14 protein-coding genes are annotated in these 16,516 nt (G+C 69.3%); 8 read left to right on the top strand and 6 right to left on the bottom strand.

Annotation, left to right across the window (positions count from 1 at the left end):
• The first annotated feature begins 13 nt into the window (after window positions 1–13).
• The 7 genes from GX015_RS08310 to GX015_RS08280 all read left to right on the top strand — a co-directional run bounded on the left by GX015_RS08310 (window position 14) and on the right by GX015_RS08280 (window position 6,452).
• Complete coding sequence (locus GX015_RS08310) at window positions 14–709, top strand: metalloregulator ArsR/SmtB family transcription factor (protein WP_291344281.1); 696 nt, start codon at window positions 14–16, stop codon at window positions 707–709.
• Complete coding sequence (gene sufB, locus GX015_RS08305; protein WP_046650947.1) at window positions 706–2,154, top strand: Fe-S cluster assembly protein SufB; 1,449 nt, start codon at window positions 706–708, stop codon at window positions 2,152–2,154. Before GX015_RS08310 ends, sufB begins: the two co-directional genes overlap by 4 nt.
• A gap of 4 nt (window positions 2,155–2,158) precedes the next feature.
• On the top strand, window positions 2,159–3,349 hold the full coding sequence (gene sufD, locus GX015_RS08300; protein WP_291344279.1) for a Fe-S cluster assembly protein SufD: 1,191 nt from the start codon (window positions 2,159–2,161) through the stop codon (window positions 3,347–3,349).
• A gap of 75 nt (window positions 3,350–3,424) precedes the next feature.
• On the top strand, window positions 3,425–4,186 hold the full coding sequence (gene sufC / locus GX015_RS08295; RefSeq protein ID WP_102211894.1) for a Fe-S cluster assembly ATPase SufC: 762 nt from the start codon (window positions 3,425–3,427) through the stop codon (window positions 4,184–4,186).
• On the top strand, window positions 4,179–5,411 hold the full coding sequence (locus GX015_RS08290) for a cysteine desulfurase (protein WP_291344277.1): 1,233 nt from the start codon (window positions 4,179–4,181) through the stop codon (window positions 5,409–5,411). Before sufC ends, GX015_RS08290 begins: the two co-directional genes overlap by 8 nt.
• Window positions 5,412–5,484: 73 nt before the next feature.
• Window positions 5,485–5,982, top strand: a complete 498-nt coding sequence (gene sufU / locus GX015_RS08285; protein ID WP_155870698.1) for a Fe-S cluster assembly sulfur transfer protein SufU — start codon at window positions 5,485–5,487, stop codon at window positions 5,980–5,982.
• Window positions 5,979–6,452, top strand: coding sequence for a metal-sulfur cluster assembly factor (locus tag GX015_RS08280; RefSeq protein WP_291344274.1), 474 nt, complete (start codon window positions 5,979–5,981; stop codon window positions 6,450–6,452). Before sufU ends, GX015_RS08280 begins: the two co-directional genes overlap by 4 nt.
• 117 nt (window positions 6,453–6,569) lie before the next feature.
• On the opposite strand, the gene GX015_RS08275 is transcribed toward GX015_RS08280, so the two are convergent.
• On the bottom strand, window positions 6,570–8,036 hold the full coding sequence (locus GX015_RS08275; protein WP_291344273.1) for an amino acid permease: 1,467 nt from the start codon (window positions 8,034–8,036) through the stop codon (window positions 6,570–6,572).
• 166 nt (window positions 8,037–8,202) lie between these two features.
• The gene (locus tag GX015_RS08270) at window positions 8,203–9,675 is read right to left on the bottom strand and encodes a lycopene cyclase family protein (protein WP_291344271.1); all 1,473 of its coding nucleotides are present in this window, start codon (window positions 9,673–9,675) and stop codon (window positions 8,203–8,205) included.
• 79 nt (window positions 9,676–9,754) lie between these two features.
• Between GX015_RS08270 and GX015_RS08265 the strand changes: the two genes are divergently transcribed.
• On the top strand, window positions 9,755–11,386 hold the full coding sequence (locus GX015_RS08265) for an ABC-F family ATP-binding cassette domain-containing protein (RefSeq protein ID WP_291344270.1): 1,632 nt from the start codon (window positions 9,755–9,757) through the stop codon (window positions 11,384–11,386).
• A gap of 82 nt (window positions 11,387–11,468) precedes the next feature.
• Here the strand turns inward: GX015_RS08265 and GX015_RS08260 are convergent, their stop codons facing one another.
• From GX015_RS08260 to GX015_RS08245, 4 genes are all read right to left on the bottom strand, one after another.
• On the bottom strand, window positions 11,469–11,741 hold the full coding sequence (locus GX015_RS08260; RefSeq protein WP_291344268.1) for a LuxR C-terminal-related transcriptional regulator: 273 nt from the start codon (window positions 11,739–11,741) through the stop codon (window positions 11,469–11,471).
• A gap of 164 nt (window positions 11,742–11,905) precedes the next feature.
• Complete coding sequence (locus GX015_RS08255; protein WP_291344267.1) at window positions 11,906–12,568, bottom strand: response regulator; 663 nt, start codon at window positions 12,566–12,568, stop codon at window positions 11,906–11,908.
• A gap of 115 nt (window positions 12,569–12,683) precedes the next feature.
• Window positions 12,684–14,999 carry an ATP-binding protein gene (locus tag GX015_RS08250; protein WP_291344265.1) on the bottom strand — a complete coding sequence of 772 codons (2,316 nt, stop codon included), beginning with the start codon at window positions 14,997–14,999 and terminating at the stop codon, window positions 12,684–12,686.
• A gap of 154 nt (window positions 15,000–15,153) precedes the next feature.
• On the bottom strand, window positions 15,154–16,516 hold a 1,363-nt coding region (locus GX015_RS08245; protein WP_291344264.1), incomplete at its 5' end, for a DUF6537 domain-containing protein.

The raw sequence follows: 16,516 nt of genomic DNA, 5'->3' as shown, positions 1-16,516 counted from the left end.
GTGAACCAGCGGCATGGCCAACGACGATGCGCCCATCAAGGGTGGCGACGGAGACACGCGCCGCAGGATCCTGCTCGCGCTGCTCGAACACAATCCGGCCTCGGCGGGCACCATCGCCGACGAGCTGGGACTGTCGGCCGCCGGAGTGCGCCGGCACCTGGACATTCTCGTCGACGAAGGCCTCGCCGAAACGGCCCCCGCGCCGTCGACCGGCCCCCGCGGACGCGGACGGCCCGCCAAGTCCTTCCGTCTCACCGACGAAGGACGGGCCAAGTTCGGGCACGCCTACGATTCCCTGGCCGCCGCGGCGCTCGACGCACTGCGCGACGCCGGGGGAGACGCCGCCGTTTCCGCGTTCGCGCGGCGGCGGGTCGCCGAGATCCTCGCCGGCATCGAGCCGGTGGGCGGAGAAACCGACCTCGACGACGTCGTCGGGGCGGTCGTCACCGCTTTCCGCCGCCACGGTTACGCGGCGACGGTCAGCGAGACGACCGGCAGCGTCCAGATCTGCCACCACCATTGCCCGATCAGCCATGTCGCGCAGGACTTCCCCCAGCTGTGCGCCGCCGAACATGAGGCGGTCAGTAATCTGCTGGGGCAGCACACCCAGCCGCTGGCGACCATCGCCGACGGCAACGGGATTTGCACGACGAACATCCCCCTGACCCCAGTCACTACCCACGCACCAGCAGAAAGGAGCGGACAATGACCCTCGCCCAGAACGAATCCGCGAAGGTGCAGGCACCGCAAACCGACGAGGAAATCATCGACTCGATCGGCGCCTACCAGTACGGCTGGCACGATTCCGACGCCGCCGGCGCCGCCGCCGAGCGCGGCTTGTCGGAGGCCGTCGTCCGCGACATCTCCGCGAAGAAGAACGAGTCCGAGTGGATGCTGAACACGCGTCTCAAGGCCCTCGAGATCTTCGACAAGAAGCCCATGCCCACGTGGGGCGCGGACCTGTCGACCATCGACTTCGACAACATCAAGTACTTCGTCCGCTCCACCGAGAAGCAGGCGCAGACGTGGGAGGATCTCCCGCAGGACATCAAGGACACTTACGACAAGCTCGGCATCCCGGAGGCGGAGAAGCAGCGCCTCGTCGCCGGCGTCGCCGCGCAGTACGAGTCCGAGGTCGTCTACCACCAGATCCGCGAGGACCTGGAGGAGCAGGGCGTCATCTTCCTGGATACGGACACCGCGCTCAAGGAGCACCCGGAGATCTTTCACGAGTACTTCGGCTCCGTCATCCCGGCCGGCGACAACAAGTTCTCCGCGCTCAACACGGCCGTGTGGTCCGGCGGCTCGTTCATCTACGTGCCCAAGGGCGTCCACGTGGACATCCCGCTGCAGGCCTACTTCCGCATCAACACGGAGAACATGGGCCAGTTCGAGCGCACGCTGATCATCGTCGACGAGGACGCCTACGTCCACTACGTCGAGGGCTGCACCGCGCCGATCTACAAGTCGGACTCGCTGCACTCGGCGGTCGTCGAGATCATCGTGAAGAAGGGCGGCCGTTGCCGCTACACGACGATCCAGAACTGGTCGAACAACGTCTACAACCTGGTCACCAAGCGAGCCAAGGCCGAAGAGGGCGCGACCATGGAGTGGATCGACGGCAACATCGGTTCCAAGGTCACCATGAAATACCCGGCCGTCTGGATGACCGGCCCCCACGCCCGCGGCGAGGTTCTGTCCGTCGCCATGGCCGGCGAGGGCCAGTTCCAGGACACCGGCGCGAAGATGGTGCACATGGCGCCGCACACGTCGTCGAACATCGTGTCCAAGTCCGTCGCCCGCGGCGGCGGCCGCGCCGCCTACCGTGGCCTGGTGCAGGTCAACAAGGGCGCCAAGCACTCCCACTCCAACGTCGAGTGCGACGCGCTGCTGGTGGACACGATCTCCCGCTCGGACACGTACCCGTACGTCGACGTGCGCGAGGACGACGTCACGCTCGGCCACGAGGCCACCGTCTCCAAGGTCTCCGATGACCAGCTCTTCTACCTGATGAGCCGCGGCATCGAGGAAGAGGAGGCCATGGCCATGGTCGTCCGCGGCTTCGTCGAGCCCATCGCCAAGGAGCTCCCGATGGAGTACGCCCTCGAGCTCAACCGCCTCATTGAACTGCAGATGGAAGGTTCGGTCGGTTAATCCAATGACCAGCGTTATCACCAACGAGGGCCAGTCCGAGCATAAGCGCCGGGTGCTGGCCAACAAGGGCGACGTTTTCGCCTCCTTCGACGTCGAGGACTTCACGGTCCCCCGCGGCCGCGACGAGGAGTGGCGCTTCACCCCGCTGCGCCGCCTCGCGGGCCTCCACGACGGCACCGCCGGCGACCCCGTCGCCGCCTCCATCACGGTGGAGGGCGCGGACGCCGAGGGCGTCACCGTCGAGACCGTGGGCCGCGACGACGAGCGCCTCGGCCGCGCCGGCACGCCCACCGATCGCGTCGCCGCGCAGGCCTACTCGTCTTTCGAGCAGGCGACCGTGGTCACCTTCGGCAAGGGCGCCGTGTCCGCCGGACCCGTCACCGTCACGGTCGACGGCCCGGGAGAGGGCAACGTCTCCTACGGCCACATCGTCATCGACGTGCGCGAGCAGGCCGAGGCGGTCGTCATCCTCGACTACCGCGGCACGGGCGTCCACGCCGACAACGTCGAGTTCGTCGTCGGCGACGCCGGCCGACTGGCCGTCGTCAGCCTCGCCAACTGGGACGAAGGTGCCGTGCACCTGTCCGGCCACCACGCCTCGCTGGGCCGCGACTCGGTCCTGCGCCACTCCGTGGCCACCTTCGGCGGCGACGTGGTCCGCGTCGTCCCGCGCGTGAAGTTCAACGCCCCCGGCGGCGACGCCGAGCTGCTCGGCGTCTACTTCGCCGACGCCGGCCAGTACTTCGAGCAGCGCCTGCTCGTCGACCACGCCGTGCCGAACTGCCGCTCCAACGTCATGTACAAGGGCGCGCTCCAGGGCGAGCCGGGCTCCGGCAAGACCGATGCCCGCACCGCGTGGGTGGGCGACGTGCTCATCCGCGCCGAGGCTTCCGGCACCGACACCTACGAGCTCAATCGCAATCTCCTGCTCACCGAGGGCGCCCGCGCCGACGCGGTGCCCAACCTGGAGATCGAGACCGGCGAGATCGCCGGCGCCGGCCACGCCGCAACGGTGGGCCGTTTCGACGATGACCAGCTGTTCTACCTGCTGTCGCGGGGCATCCCGGAGGACGTGGCCCGCCGCCTCGTCGTCCGCGGATTCTTCAACGAGGTCATCAACCTGATCCCCGTGGAGTCGATCCGGGAGCGCCTCATCGCGCTCATCGACCACGAGCTCGAAACCGGCGGCTTCTAGCCGCCCCGGCCCCGAGCCACACCCCACACAGACGCGAACAGCGACGAAGACGAAACGAAAAGGACAGCCCATCCCATGAGCACCCTGGAAATCCGCAATCTCCACGCGCAGGTTCTGCCGACCGACGAGGCCGGCGAGCCGAAGCCGATCCTCAAGGGCGTGAACCTGACCATCAAGTCGGGCGAGACCCACGCCGTAATGGGCCCCAACGGCTCCGGGAAGTCGACCCTGAGCTACACCATCGCGGGCCACCCGCGCTACGAGGTCACCGAGGGCGAAATCCTCCTGGACGGCGAGAACGTCCTGGAGATGGAGGTCGACGAACGCGCCCGCGCCGGCCTGTTCCTGGCCATGCAGTACCCGACCGAGGTCACCGGCGTCTCCATGTCCAACTTCCTGCGCACCGCCGCCACCGCCGTGCGCGGCGAGGCCCCGAAGCTGCGCCACTGGGTCAAGGAGGTCCGCGAGGCCATGACCGACCTCGAGATCGACCCGTCGTTCTCCGAGCGCTCGGTCAACGAGGGCTTCTCCGGCGGCGAGAAGAAGCGCCACGAGATCCTGCAGCTCGACCTGCTGAAGCCGAAGTTCGCGGTCCTCGACGAGACCGACTCCGGCCTGGATGTCGACGCCCTGCGCGTCGTCTCCGACGGCATCAACCGCTACCAAGACGAAAACGACGGCGGCATCCTCATCATCACCCACTACAAGCGCATCCTGAACTACGTGCGCCCCGACCACGTGCACGTCTTCGCCGACGGCCGCATCGTGCAGTCCGGCGGCCCCGAGCTGGCCGACGAGCTGGAGGAGCACGGCTACGAGCGGTTCGTCAATGCTTGATCGCTCGCTCCGCGGTGATTTCCCCATCCTGTCGCGTTCCGTGCGCGACGGGCGCCGCCTGACGTACCTGGATTCCGGGGCGACGTCGCAGCGCCCCCGCCAGGTCATCGAGGCCGAGGTGGACTTCATCACCCAGCACAACGCACCCGTGCACCGCGGCGCGTACCAGTTGGCGGAGGAGGCCACCGACGCCTACGAGGACGCGCGCGAGGCCATCGCGTCGTTCATCGGCGCGGGCTACGACGAGCTGGTGTTCACCAAGAACGCCACGGAGGCGCTGAACCTGGTGGCCTTCTCGCTCGGCGACGAGCGCGCGGGGGAGCACCGTATCGGCGAGGGCGACGTCATCGTCGTCACCGAGCTGGAGCACCACGCCAACCTCGTGCCGTGGCAGGAGCTGGCGCGGCGCACCGGCGCGACGCTGAAGTGGTACGGGGTCACCCCGGACGGCCGCATCGACCTCGATTCGCTCGAGCTCGACGAGTCCGTCAAGGTCGTGGCCTTCACCCACCAGTCGAACGTGACCGGCGCCGTCGCCGACGTCCCCGAGATGGTCCGCCGGGCCAAGGCGGTCGGCGCGCTGACCGTCCTCGACGCCTGCCAGTCGGTGCCGCACATGCCCATCGACGTGACGGAGCTGGGCGTGGATTTCCTCGCCTTCTCCGGCCACAAGATGCTCGGCCCCTCCGGGGTCGGCGCGCTGTGGGGACGCCCCGAGCTGCTCGAGACGCTGCCGCCGTTCCTCACGGGCGGATCGATGATCGAGGTCGTCACCATGGAGGAGACGACGTTCGCGGCGCCGCCGCAGCGGTTCGAGGCCGGCACCATGATGACCAGCCAGGTCGTCGGGCTCGGCGCGGCGGTGAAGTACTTGTCGGCCGTCGGCATGGACGCGATCGCGGCGCACGAGCACGAGCTCACCGTCGCGGCGCTGGACGCGCTGAAGAAGATCGACGGCGTCACCATCATCGGCCCGGACACCGCCGAAAACCGCGGCGCGGCGATCTCCTTCCAGGTCGAGGGCATCCACCCCCATGACCTGGGGCAGGTCCTCGACGACCGGGGCGTGTGCATCCGCGTCGGCCACCACTGCGCGTGGCCGGTGCACCGCGCCCTCGGCGTGCAGTCCACCGCGCGCGCATCGTTCTACCTGTACAACACGCTGGAGGAAGTCGACGCCCTCGCGGACGCCATCCGCGACGCGAAGGAGTTCTTCGGCGCGTGATGCCCCGGGAACGCGGGCGTCGCAAAGCAAGGAAGATCGGCCACGAACTGGCCGCAAAGGAAAGGAGCCGGGAGTGAAGCTGGAGTCGATGTACCAGGAAGTGATCCTGGACCACTACAAGCACCCCCAGCACAGCGGGCTGCGCGATCCGTTCGACGCGGAAGTCCACCACGTCAACCCGTCGTGCGGCGACGAGCTGACGCTGCGCGTCCGGCTTTCCGACGACGGCACCACCGTCGAGGACGTGTCCTACGACGCCGTGGGCTGCTCGATCTCGCAGGCGTCGACGTCCGTCATGGCCGAGGAGATCGTGGGCAAACCCGTCGACGAGGCCATGGCCAAGCTCGCCGAGTTCGAGCGCATGATCACCTCGCGCGGCAAGGAAGAGGGCGACGAGGACCTCATCGGGGACGGCATCGCCTTCTCCGGCGTGGCCAAGTACCCCGCCCGCGTCAAGTGCGCACTGCTGGGCTGGAAGGCGTTCCAGGCGGCCACCGCCGACGCGCTGACCGGCTCCGACGCCCCCGACGCCGGCACCGACAACCCCGGAGACAAGGAAGTGAACCGATGACCGAGACGAACATCCCCGAGACCGACGCTCCGGAGACCCCGGAGACCGGCGCTGCCCCGCAGCCCGAGACCGCCGAGAACGGCGAGAACCCGGCCCCGGGCCTCGACGGCAGCACCTACGAGGTTCCGCCGCGCCCCGAGCAGACCCCCGAGCAGGAGCAGCTGGTCATCGAGGTCGAGGACCGCATGTACGACGTCGTCGACCCCGAGCTCGGCGTCAACGTCGTCGATCTGGGCCTGGTGTACGACATCTGGATCGAGGGCAAGTCGAAGGCCGTCATCAACATGACGCTGACGTCGCCCGCGTGCCCGCTGACGGACATGCTGTTCGACCAGACGGAGACGCTGGTGCTGGATCACCCGCAAATCACCGAGATGCAGCTCAACTGGGTCTGGTCCCCGCCGTGGGGCCCGCACATGATCACCGAGGACGGCCGCGAGCAGATGCGCGCGCTCGGCTTCTCGGTGTAAGCGATCCCGGTCCCGGCGCAAGCTGTCCCGGGGCCGTCGATGAAGCCGTCCCGCCCAGTCCGATTCCGCCTCCTCGGAGGGGGATCGTGGACTGGGCGGGACGGTTTTTCGTTTCGGCTACTCGCGCGACAGGTCCGCTTCCTCGGGCTTGACCGCCTTCGATCCGGTGACGCGCTTGTGCCCGAACCACAGTGCCAGGAACACCGGGATGCCCAGGTACGGCGAGAGGATGGCGAAGAGGTTTTCGCCGGTGGTGATCGGCCCGTAGGCCTGGCCGATGACGACGCCGAAGCACATGAGCAGCGCGATGACCGCTCCGGCGGGGAAGAACGGCGCCTTGTACGGCAGCGAGGTCAGCGGGACACCCTGCGCCGTGAGCGCCTTGCGGAAGTGGTAGTGGCTGTAGGAGATGCCGATCCACGTGAGGAACCCGGCCAGCGCCGACAGGGTGAGCAGGAAGGTGTAGGCCGCACCGTCGCCGACGATGGACGTGAGGAACCCGAACATGCCGATCGACGCCGTGGCCACCAGAGCGCGCATGGGCACGTCGTGGTTGGACAACTTGCCGAAGAATCGCGGCGCCTGCCCCATGCGGGCCAGCGAGTACAGCATGCGGGTCGAGGCGTAGAGGCCGGAGTTTCCGGCCGACAGCACCGAGGTCAGGATCACCGCGTTCATCAGGCCCGCGGCGATGGCGATGCCCGCCCGGTCGAAGACGAGGGTGAACGGGGACACGGCGATGTTGTCCTCGGAGGCGTTGAGCAGGCTCGGGTCGGTGTAGGGGATCAGGAAGCCGATGACGGCGATGGCGCCGATGTAGAACAGCAGGATCCGCCAGAAGATGGTGCGGATCGCCTTGGGGATCGTCTTTTCCGGATGCTCCGCCTCGCCGGCCGCGACGCCGACGAGCTCGGTGCCCTGGAACGAATACCCGGCGACGATGAACACCGCGAGGATGCCCATGCCGCCGCCGACGAAGGGAGCCTCGCCGGTGGTCCAGTTCTGCACGCCGGGGGAGGTGCCGCCCATGATGCCGAAGATCATGGCCACGCCGATGATGAGGAACACGACGACGGTGATCACCTTGATGGCGGCGAACCAGAATTCGCCTTCGCCGAAAGCCCGGGCGGATAGCGCGTTGAGCAGGAACAACAGCAACAGGAAGCCGGCCGACCAGACGATCGCGGGCACGTCGGGGAACCAGTAGCGCATGACCAGCGCCGCGGCGACGAGCTCGGCGGCGACGGTGATGGCCCAGTTGAACCAATAGTTCCAGCCGAGCGCGAAGCCGAAGCTGGGGGAGACGTACCGCGTGCCGTACTCCTGGAAGGATCCGGCGACCGGCAGGTAGGCGGCCATTTCGCCGAGGGACTGCATCACCAGCCACACCATGAAGCCGATGAGCGCGTACGCGACGAGCGCGCCGCCCGGCCCCGCTTCGGAGATGGTCGCACCCGAGGCGACGAAGAGGCCGGTGCCGATGGCCCCGCCGATGGCGATCATGTTCAGGTGTCGCGCGCGCAGGGTGCGTTGCAGCTGCCCCGGATGGCCCTGCGGGCCCTTCGCGTCGAGGGATGCGGTCATTCCCCGATCATATGCCTCGGGCCGCGGCGCCCCGGGCTTTCGGCGATTGCTTTGCGACGGTGTCGCGCAGCCCGGGGAACGTGGAGGCCGGTTCGGGGTCGTCGTGGTTCGGCGGGGGCCGCGACGGCCGACGCGGGACGGCGGGAGAACTTCGGCGGGAAACCGCCTAACCGTCGACCGGCTTGCCGTCGGCGAAGGTGGTGAGCAGCCGGAGCAGCGTCGCCGGGCTCCTCCGGGCGAGCGGGACGGCGATCCGGGCCATGACCGCCATCGTCTTGGGCGTCGACGTGCCCGTGAGGTACTCGCGGATGGCGCGGTCCGGCAGCGTGAAGAACGCGTCGAAGAACTCGCGGGTCCGGTCGGCGTCGAAGCCGAGGATCACGTGCAGGCCCCTCCTGTGCAGCCACGCCAGCATCCGGCCGCCGGGCGGGGAAGCGTCGCCGCGTGCCGCGAGGCGGTCGAGGAATCGGTCGACGTCGGCGAGCACCGCACCGACGGAGTAGCCGGTGGCGGGGTGCATCCAGCCTCCGCCGGCGCCGAAGTGCCCGTAGCCCGGGGTACCCGCCCCGCCGACGGGGCGGGCCAGGAAAGACAGGTCGAGCGAGATGGTGGAGCGGCCCGGCACCGGCACCAATTCGAGCGCTTCGTGCAACGGGGTTCGTGGCCGATTGTCCGGCAGCCGCCACGGGCCCATGGGGAAGTCGACGATCTCGTCGGAGATCGCCGCCGCAAGATCGACCCCGAGCTCGGTCAGCCGATGCGACTGCATTCGCCGCAGGTGCGCGTGCAGGCCGGCCCGGCGGGGGTCATCGGCGTCGGAGGAGGCGCGGGCGGCGAGAATCGTCTCCTCGATCAGCCAGGTGCCGTCGCCGAGCGGCAGACGGTACGAGAAGGTGGCCGGAAACTCCCCGTGGTCGTCGTCGCCCTCACGGTCGGCATTTGCGCCGCCGGGCACGGTGAAGTCCATGAGCACGGGCACCCGCACGGTATCCGGGAGGTCCGCTTCGCGGAACACATGGCCGAAGGCGAGCTGCCTGGCCTCGAGCACCGCGGCGTCCGGGGCCGCCCCGGCCGCGTCGACGAGGATGTCGGGACTCGTCCATGCGGCGAAGGAACCGCCCACGCCGTTGGGGTCGACGAAACCATCGGGGATTTCATCGTCCGAAGAGTGGTAATGCTCATGGTCGATGGACACCGACGGCCCCTGACTCGGATCCGTGGTGACCAGCTCCCGGAGACGCCCGATCGCTTCCTTCAACCGGGCGACTGGACCGACGTTCTGGTCCCGGTCATCGTTCCAGGACATGTACGTCGCTCGGCCGCCGCCCAAACCGGCCTCACGTCGCACCTCGAACCCGCCGAGCTCCGACAGCCGCGCCGTGTCGAGCACCACGTAGGCGTCGTCAAGCACCCGCCGCCGACCGTCGGAGGTGATCACCGTGGGCCGGAAGCGCGACGCGACGGCGTCGGCGGGCAGCCAGCCGGGGAGCTGATGCGCCCACGCGCCCACCGTCGACGGCATGGACCCGCCCGCCGGGTCGAGGGCGAGGACGTCCCACCCGCGTGCGGCGGCTCGATGCGCGGCGATGCGGCCGGCGGGGCCGAGGCCCAGGACCACGGCGCGGAAACGCGAACTCATGCGCCCACCATATCCGGCGCCGCGGACCGCCCTCGACCGATGCCGGGACGGGGCAAAGCGGCTGGTAGGGTGGCGCGACGTGATCGTCACCCATGACCTCGAAGTCCGCGTCGGAGCCCGCACCCTCCTGGATGCCCCGGGCGAGCTGCTGCGCGTCCAGCCGGGCGACCGCATCGGCCTCGTCGGCCGCAACGGCGCCGGCAAGACCACCACGATGCGCATCCTGGCGGGCGAGGGGGAGCCGTACGGCGGCAAGGTCATCCGCTCGGGCGACATCGGCTACCTGCCGCAGGACAGCCGCGAGGGCAACATCGAGCAGACCGCGCGCGACCGCGTGCTGTCGGCCCGCGGCCTGGACTCCATCCGCCGCAACATGGAGCGCCAGCAGGAGATCATGGAGACCTCCGAGTCCGACGGCAAGCGCGACGCCGCGATCCGGAAGTACTCGAGGCTCGAGGAGCGCTACCACGACCTCGGCGGCTACGAGGCCGACGCTGAAGCCGCCCGCATCTGCGACGCGCTGGGGCTGGAGGAGCGGGTCCTCGACCAGCAACTGAAGACGCTGTCCGGCGGCCAGCGCCGCCGCGTCGAGCTCGCCCAGATTCTGTTCGCGGCCTCGGCCGGCGCCGGCAAGTCCGCGACGACCCTGCTTCTCGACGAGCCCACGAACCACCTCGACGCCGACTCCATCACCTGGCTGCGCGGATTCCTGTCCAAGCACGAGGGCGGCCTGATCATGATCAGCCACGACGTCGAGCTGCTGGGCGACGTGTGCAACAAGGTCTGGTTCCTCGACGCCGTGCGCGCCGAGGCCGACGTCTACAACATGGGCTGGTCCAAGTACCTCGACGCCCGCGCGACCGACGAGGCCCGCCGCCGCCGCGAGCGCGCCAACGCCGAGAAGAAGGCCTCGCAGCTGAAGAAGCAGGCCGACAAGCTGGGCGCGAAGGCCACCAAGGCCCGCGCCGCGAAGCAGATGGTCGCCCGCGCCGAGCGCATGATGGGGGACCTCGACGAGGTCCGCGTCGCCGACAAGGTCGCCCACATTTCCTTCCCTGAGCCCGCCGCCTGCGGCAAGACGCCGATGAACGCCAAGGGCCTGACCAAGATGTACGGCTCGCTGGAGGTCTTCGCCGGCGTCGACCTGGCCATCGACAAGGGTTCGCGCGTGGTCGTCCTCGGCTTCAACGGCGCGGGCAAGACGACCTTGCTCAAGCTGCTGGCGGGAGTCGAGCGCACCGACGGCGAAGGCGGCATCGTCTCCGGCCACGGCCTGAAGGTGGGCTACTTCGCCCAGGAGCACGACACCATCGACCCGGACAAGTCCGTGTGGCAGAACACCGTCGACGCGTGCCCCGACGTCGACGAGCAGGAGCTGCGCGGCCTGCTGGGCGCCTTCATGTTCTCGGGCGTGCAGCTCGATCAGCCTGCGGGCACGCTGTCGGGCGGCGAGAAGACGCGCCTGGCCCTGGCGGCCCTGGTGTCCTCCCGGGCCAACGTGCTGCTTCTCGACGAGCCGACCAACAACCTCGACCCGCAGTCCCGCGAACAGGTGCTGGACGCGCTGCGGACCTACACGGGCGCCGTCGTGCTGGTCACGCACGACCCCGGAGCCGTCGAAGCCCTCGAGCCGGAGCGGGTGATCGTGCTTCCCGACGGCACCGAGGACCTGTGGAACGACGAATACATGGAGATCGTCGAATTGGCGTAGCTGTAGGTGACGAGGGTCTTTCGCTCGGAAGCCCTTTCACGCCGCGGACCGATTGCGTGGGCCGGACCCTCGCGTCGCTTGGCTAGAGCAGCCCGTCCAGGATGACGCGCTCCATGAGCTGCCCCTTCGTGGACACGTCGTAGCCGAGGCTGGTGTACTTCGCCCGGATACGGCGGATGTGGGTGCGCACCGTGTTTTCCGTCAACCGCAGCTTTGCGGCGGCTTCGGCCTTGCTCGGGGCATTGAGCCACGCATCGAGAACCTGGGCTTCACGGGTGGTGAGGAGTGAATCCACGTGGAGAGCGGCACCGCTGGTGTCGAGGACGGTCGTCATGGCGTAGTGCTCCTGGGTCAAGATATGACGGGTACCCAACCATTAGAAGCCCACGCGGGGCCTTTTGCGAGACACCACTTATGGGGCACCCGTTGTCCAGCCCCGAATTCATCCGAAGCGATGATCGAGTGGCGCAGCCGAAACCGCCGCCCGCAACGGGGTTTCGCCCCATCCTCCGTCCACGGCTACTCGGGATCGGTGGGACCGGGCAAGAAGCCGTCTTCCTGGGCACGGCGAAACAGGTCCGCCTTGGTCGGAGCCGGACGGCCGGCGGCCGCGTACTTCAGCCGGATCCGGCCCAGGTAGTCGTTGACGGTGTCCTGGGCCAGTCCCGTGAGCCGCGCGACCCGCTTCGCCGGCTCGCCGGATGCGTAGAGTTCCAGCACTTCACGCTGGCGATCCGACAGACCGACCGAGTCGATGTGCGGGTCCGAATCGATCACCGCGGCCCATTCCGTGGTGGGCACGCCGCGGCCCAGGGACGCCTCCCGGATGGCCTCGAGAATCGTCTCCGGCGATTCCGATTTCTGCACCATTCCCAAGACGTCGGCTTTGAGGGCTCGACGCACCAGGTAAGGGCTCTCCAGGGACGACAGGATGATCACGTTGTCGGTGATTGCCGCCAGCGCCGTGACATTGTCCTCCGGCTGCGAATCGTCTCCCAACCGGAGGTCGAGCACCACGAGATCGAGCCGATCGGCGTCGGCCAGCGAGTCGAGGAGCTGGGGGACCGTCGGGTAGACGCCCACCAACTCGATGTCGTCGGCTGCGCCGACGATGGCCGCCAAACCCCGCAACGACAGCTCATGGTCATCGATGGCGGCGATTCGGCGCGGCTTCTGGCTCACGCTTCCAAACTTACCCCGCAGGTCACGGCACTTCCACACCGTTAGCCCCAACGGGCGGCCACGTTCGTGACGCGGGGAACGTTACGGCGGGGGCATGCGGTGCCCCCGACGGCGGTCAGACTCGGACGCCGCCCGCGGTCAGCCGGGCGACGCCCGATTCGTTGGAAATGGTGGCGAAGACGTCGCGGTGGGGAGGCGACAAACGGATGGTCACGGTTTCTCCCTCGGCGGCCCCATCGAGGGCCTCGATCATGGCGCCCAGGTTCGATTCCACCGCGCGGGGTCCGTCCACGCCATCACCGCCGAAGTCGCGACCGTCGGCGGCATCGCCGGTGTCGCCGGAGTCGCCGGAGTCCGCAACGTCACCGTCGTCGCCATCTTCCACGTGGTCGCCGGTGCGCTTCCACCCGGTCCGGTCGTCGAGCAAACGGACTTCCACGCCCCTCGCGCGCGCATCCCAAATCGCGGCGCTGAGCGCCGGGACGTCGAGAAGCGGGGAGCGCAGGACGTCGCGCAACCGCAACTCCGTCAGCCGCGCCCGGAGGCGCAGGCGCTCCGTGGCCGGGTCCAGGACGCGGGCCGCGTCGATGACGGGGCGGATTTCGCGCTCCAGCCACGTCAGATTGTCCCGGCGGCGTTCCTTCTGCTCCACGGCGGAGGCCGCATCCGCCGCAGCCGCCATCTGGTCGATCCTCGCCTGCGGAAGCCGCCGGAAGAAGTACCGGACGCCCCAGTTCACCAAACCGGCCGCGGCCACGAGGATCGAGAAGCTGAGCACGGTGGCCGCGGTGACCTCGGGGGCGGGGGAGACGCCCGCGTATCGGAGCACCTCCACGACCACCGCCGCCGATCCCACCATGAGGAAAGCCCCGCCCGGGCGCCCGCGGATGGCGACGAGGGACGCAAGCAATACCATCATGTTGAGGAAGATCAGGCGATCCCAGTTCCACACCACATCGATGACCGTCTTCCATTGGCCGACCGCGGCCACCGACGCAGCGACGACGATCAAACCGACCGTGCGCGCACGGGGCAACTTCGGCCGGTCACCGGGCATCAGCAGGACGACGCCCACGGTGATCAAACCGAGGCACGCCAGCTCCGCCCACCCGAAGAAGTTCCCGCCCGAGTAGTTGATCAACGCCATCACCAACACGATCATGGCCCCGAACTGCCATGAATAGACCACGTTCATGCCGAGGATCGACGTGACCGGCTCTTCGTCGGAGCCGACGGGCAAGGGGGCGGGTTCGGAGTCCGGTTCTTCGCCGACCCACGACAGGATCACCTCGGTTCCGGTGCCCGGCACGGACTCGACCTTCGCGGAACCGCCCTCCACCGAGGCCATGCGGCCGAGGATCGAAATCCGCAGCCCCGCGCGCGTGTCGGCTACGTCATCGACGCTGAATCCGGCACCGTCGTCGGCGTACGTCACCCGAACGGCCGAGTCGGCGACGTCGACGGTGCAGCGCCGCCGCGCGCCCGGTCCGGCGTGCTTCGCGGAATTGCGCGCCGCCTCCGCCAGCGACAGGATGAGGTTGGCGACCATCGGTTCGGGGAACTCCATCCCGCTCCGGACCTCCCTTCTGCCGACGATGACGTCGCAGTCGGGGGTTTCGCGATGGACGCATTCGGCGACCATGTCGATGAGCCGGTCGGCGCCGACGGCGCTCGATTCCGCGAGCCCCGATCCGAATCGCAGATCGACGGTGCCCGAAGGCTTCAGGCCGCCGGAGATCGCGGCCAATTCGGAGAGCACGTGATCGTGGACCAGCGCCGTGAACCTGGTCATCTCCTTGTTCCTGGCCCGCAGCGTCGCGGCGCGGGCATGATCGAGCCGCGCTCGAGCCTCGAACGAGTCGGTGACCCGCGATACGCGGATCGCGGCGGCGGCGAAGACGACGAAGGCGAACGTGTTGATCAGCGCGAATCCGACGTCGCCGACGAGCTCGTCCCATTCCGTCCGGCCCTGCAGCACGGCGTTGGTGATGGTGACGCCGCCGACGGTGAACACGAACCAGGGGAGGCCCAGCCTCAGGGGAACCGTCAGGGCGAACGCCACGGCGGGCACGCCGGCGAATCCGGTGAACCACACCGCGGATTGCGGGCCCACGTCGCCCTGCGCGACGGCGATGAAGACCAGGACCATCGCCATCGGCACCGAGCACCCCGCGATGCGGTTGGCCAGGATCATCGTCGAACTGCGCCCGGTCATCCACGCCACGAACATCAACACGATGGAGGATGCGAAGATCGCCGCCGTCACGGACGGGAACCAATGCTCGGACCATGCCGAGTCCGGGTAGCTGAACAGGATCCGCTCGATCAACCACAGCGGCCACGCGCAGGCCATGGCCAGGGTGGCGGCCCGGAGCATGCCGGCCTCGACGGTCGAATCGGGCCTGCGCAGCTTGGGCACCCGTGGGCTCATGGCATCCATCCTATGGACCGGCCTCGATTGCGCCTCCGGGGGCCACTGCGCCCGCATCGACGTTCACCGACCACATGCTTCCGACACTAGGTCCGCCCGGGCGACCCCACCGCCCCCATTTACGGTGGCGGCGGGCCCTTCCCGCCTGGTCGGGCTACTCCGGCTTCTCCGGCCATCCCTCGGCGGTCATGCCCAGCGCCGCCAGCAGCGGCGCCGCGGAACGCTCCTTGACGTCCTCGTAACCCCGCACGGAGTCGGCGAGGGCGGCCAGGGCGGTGGCGTCGGAAAGCAGCTTCTGCTTGGCGACGTCGTCGGCCTCCCCGTTCATTTCGGCCGCGAAGCCGAGCAGCCGGGTGCGATAGGCATCGCGGAGTTCACGCTCGAAGCGTCGGGCGGAGGTGCGCCCGAAGGGGTCGAGTGCGGTGCCGCGCAGGCGCTTGGCCTTCGTCAGCGCACGCAGCGCGGGGCGGGCCGCCGCACCCATGCGGAGCTTCCGGTCCATGCCCAGCGCCCGCAGGAACGGCGGGTGCAGCAGGAACGCCACGTCTGCGCCGTCGCCGTATTCGCCGGCGACCCCGTCGAGGAAACCGGTGTCCAGGGCGAGGCGGGCGACCTCGTACTCGTCCTTGTACGCGGTGAGCTTGTGGAGCCCGAACGCCGCGGCGCGCAGCAGGGTGGTTCCGCGCGGGGCGATCGCCCGCTCGGCGCCGGCGAGCACCGCGAGGTCGTCGAGGTAGCCGCGTGCATCGGATTCGTCGCCCCAGGCCCGGAGCTCCGCGACGCGCAGGGCGATCGAATGGCGCAGATCGGACGGCAGCTCCACGGGCAGGCCGCCCTCGACCGGGGAACCCAGGACGTCGTCGACGAGGCGCAGGGACCAGGCGGGCGCGCCGGCCGCGTCGGTGGCGGCACCGGACGACGTGTCCCGGGAGGCCCCCGGAGTCGCGTTCCGCAGCGCCGCGGCCACGGCCTCCGGTGCGGCGACGAGCTGGCGGCCGCGGCGGAAGGCCTGGATGTTGGCCCCGACGGCGATGCCGTTGGAGCGCAGCGCGTTTTCCACGGCGGCGGGGGAGATGGGCAGGGCACCGGCCTGCACCGCCGCGCCGAGCAGCAGGGTGGTCTGCACGGTGGCGTCGCCAAAGAGACCGCGGGCCACGGCCGCCGCATCGGCGGTGACGGCACGGGCGGCGGAGCGGCCGATCGCCCCGGCCAGCGCCACGCCGTCGGGACGCTCGGCGCGGACGTCGGTGCACATCACGCCGGTGGGCGTCGACGTCGACGAGACCACGGCGGTGGTGCGGGACGCCCCGATCACGGCGAGGTTCGCGGGATCGGCGGACGTCAGGCCGTCGCAGGCGAGCAGCAGGTCGGCGGCGCCGGCGGGCACCAGCCCCGACTGCTCGACGGCGCCATCGGTGATGCGCACGTCGGAGACCACGGCGCCGCCCTTCTGCGCCAGACCCGTCATGTCGACGCCGCGGACGTGGCGGCCGTCCTCGCGCGCCGCGGCGGCGATG

The sequence above is a fragment of the Corynebacterium sp. genome (assembly GCF_012837295.1).
Lineage (GTDB): Bacteria > Actinomycetota > Actinomycetes > Mycobacteriales > Mycobacteriaceae > Corynebacterium.
The sequence above is the reverse complement of the archived record's forward strand: the minus strand, read 5'-3'. Positions and strand labels throughout refer to the sequence as shown.

What these genes read in the sequence shown, in the direction of transcription:
- GX015_RS08310 (WP_291344281.1), top strand. Translation starts at nt 14, where the DNA reads ATGGCCAACGACGATGCGCCCATCAAGGGTGGCGACGGAGACACGCGC.
- sufB (WP_046650947.1), top strand. Translation starts at nt 706, where the DNA reads ATGACCCTCGCCCAGAACGAATCCGCGAAGGTGCAGGCACCGCAAACC.
- sufD (WP_291344279.1), top strand. Translation starts at nt 2,159, where the DNA reads ATGACCAGCGTTATCACCAACGAGGGCCAGTCCGAGCATAAGCGCCGG.
- sufC (WP_102211894.1), top strand. Translation starts at nt 3,425, where the DNA reads ATGAGCACCCTGGAAATCCGCAATCTCCACGCGCAGGTTCTGCCGACC.
- GX015_RS08290 (WP_291344277.1), top strand. Translation starts at nt 4,179, where the DNA reads ATGCTTGATCGCTCGCTCCGCGGTGATTTCCCCATCCTGTCGCGTTCC.
- GX015_RS08280 (WP_291344274.1), top strand. Translation starts at nt 5,979, where the DNA reads ATGACCGAGACGAACATCCCCGAGACCGACGCTCCGGAGACCCCGGAG.
- GX015_RS08275 (WP_291344273.1), bottom strand. Translation starts at nt 8,036, where the DNA reads ATGACCGCATCCCTCGACGCGAAGGGCCCGCAGGGCCATCCGGGGCAG.
- GX015_RS08270 (WP_291344271.1), bottom strand. Translation starts at nt 9,675, where the DNA reads ATGAGTTCGCGTTTCCGCGCCGTGGTCCTGGGCCTCGGCCCCGCCGGC.
- GX015_RS08250 (WP_291344265.1), bottom strand. Translation starts at nt 14,999, where the DNA reads ATGAGCCCACGGGTGCCCAAGCTGCGCAGGCCCGATTCGACCGTCGAG.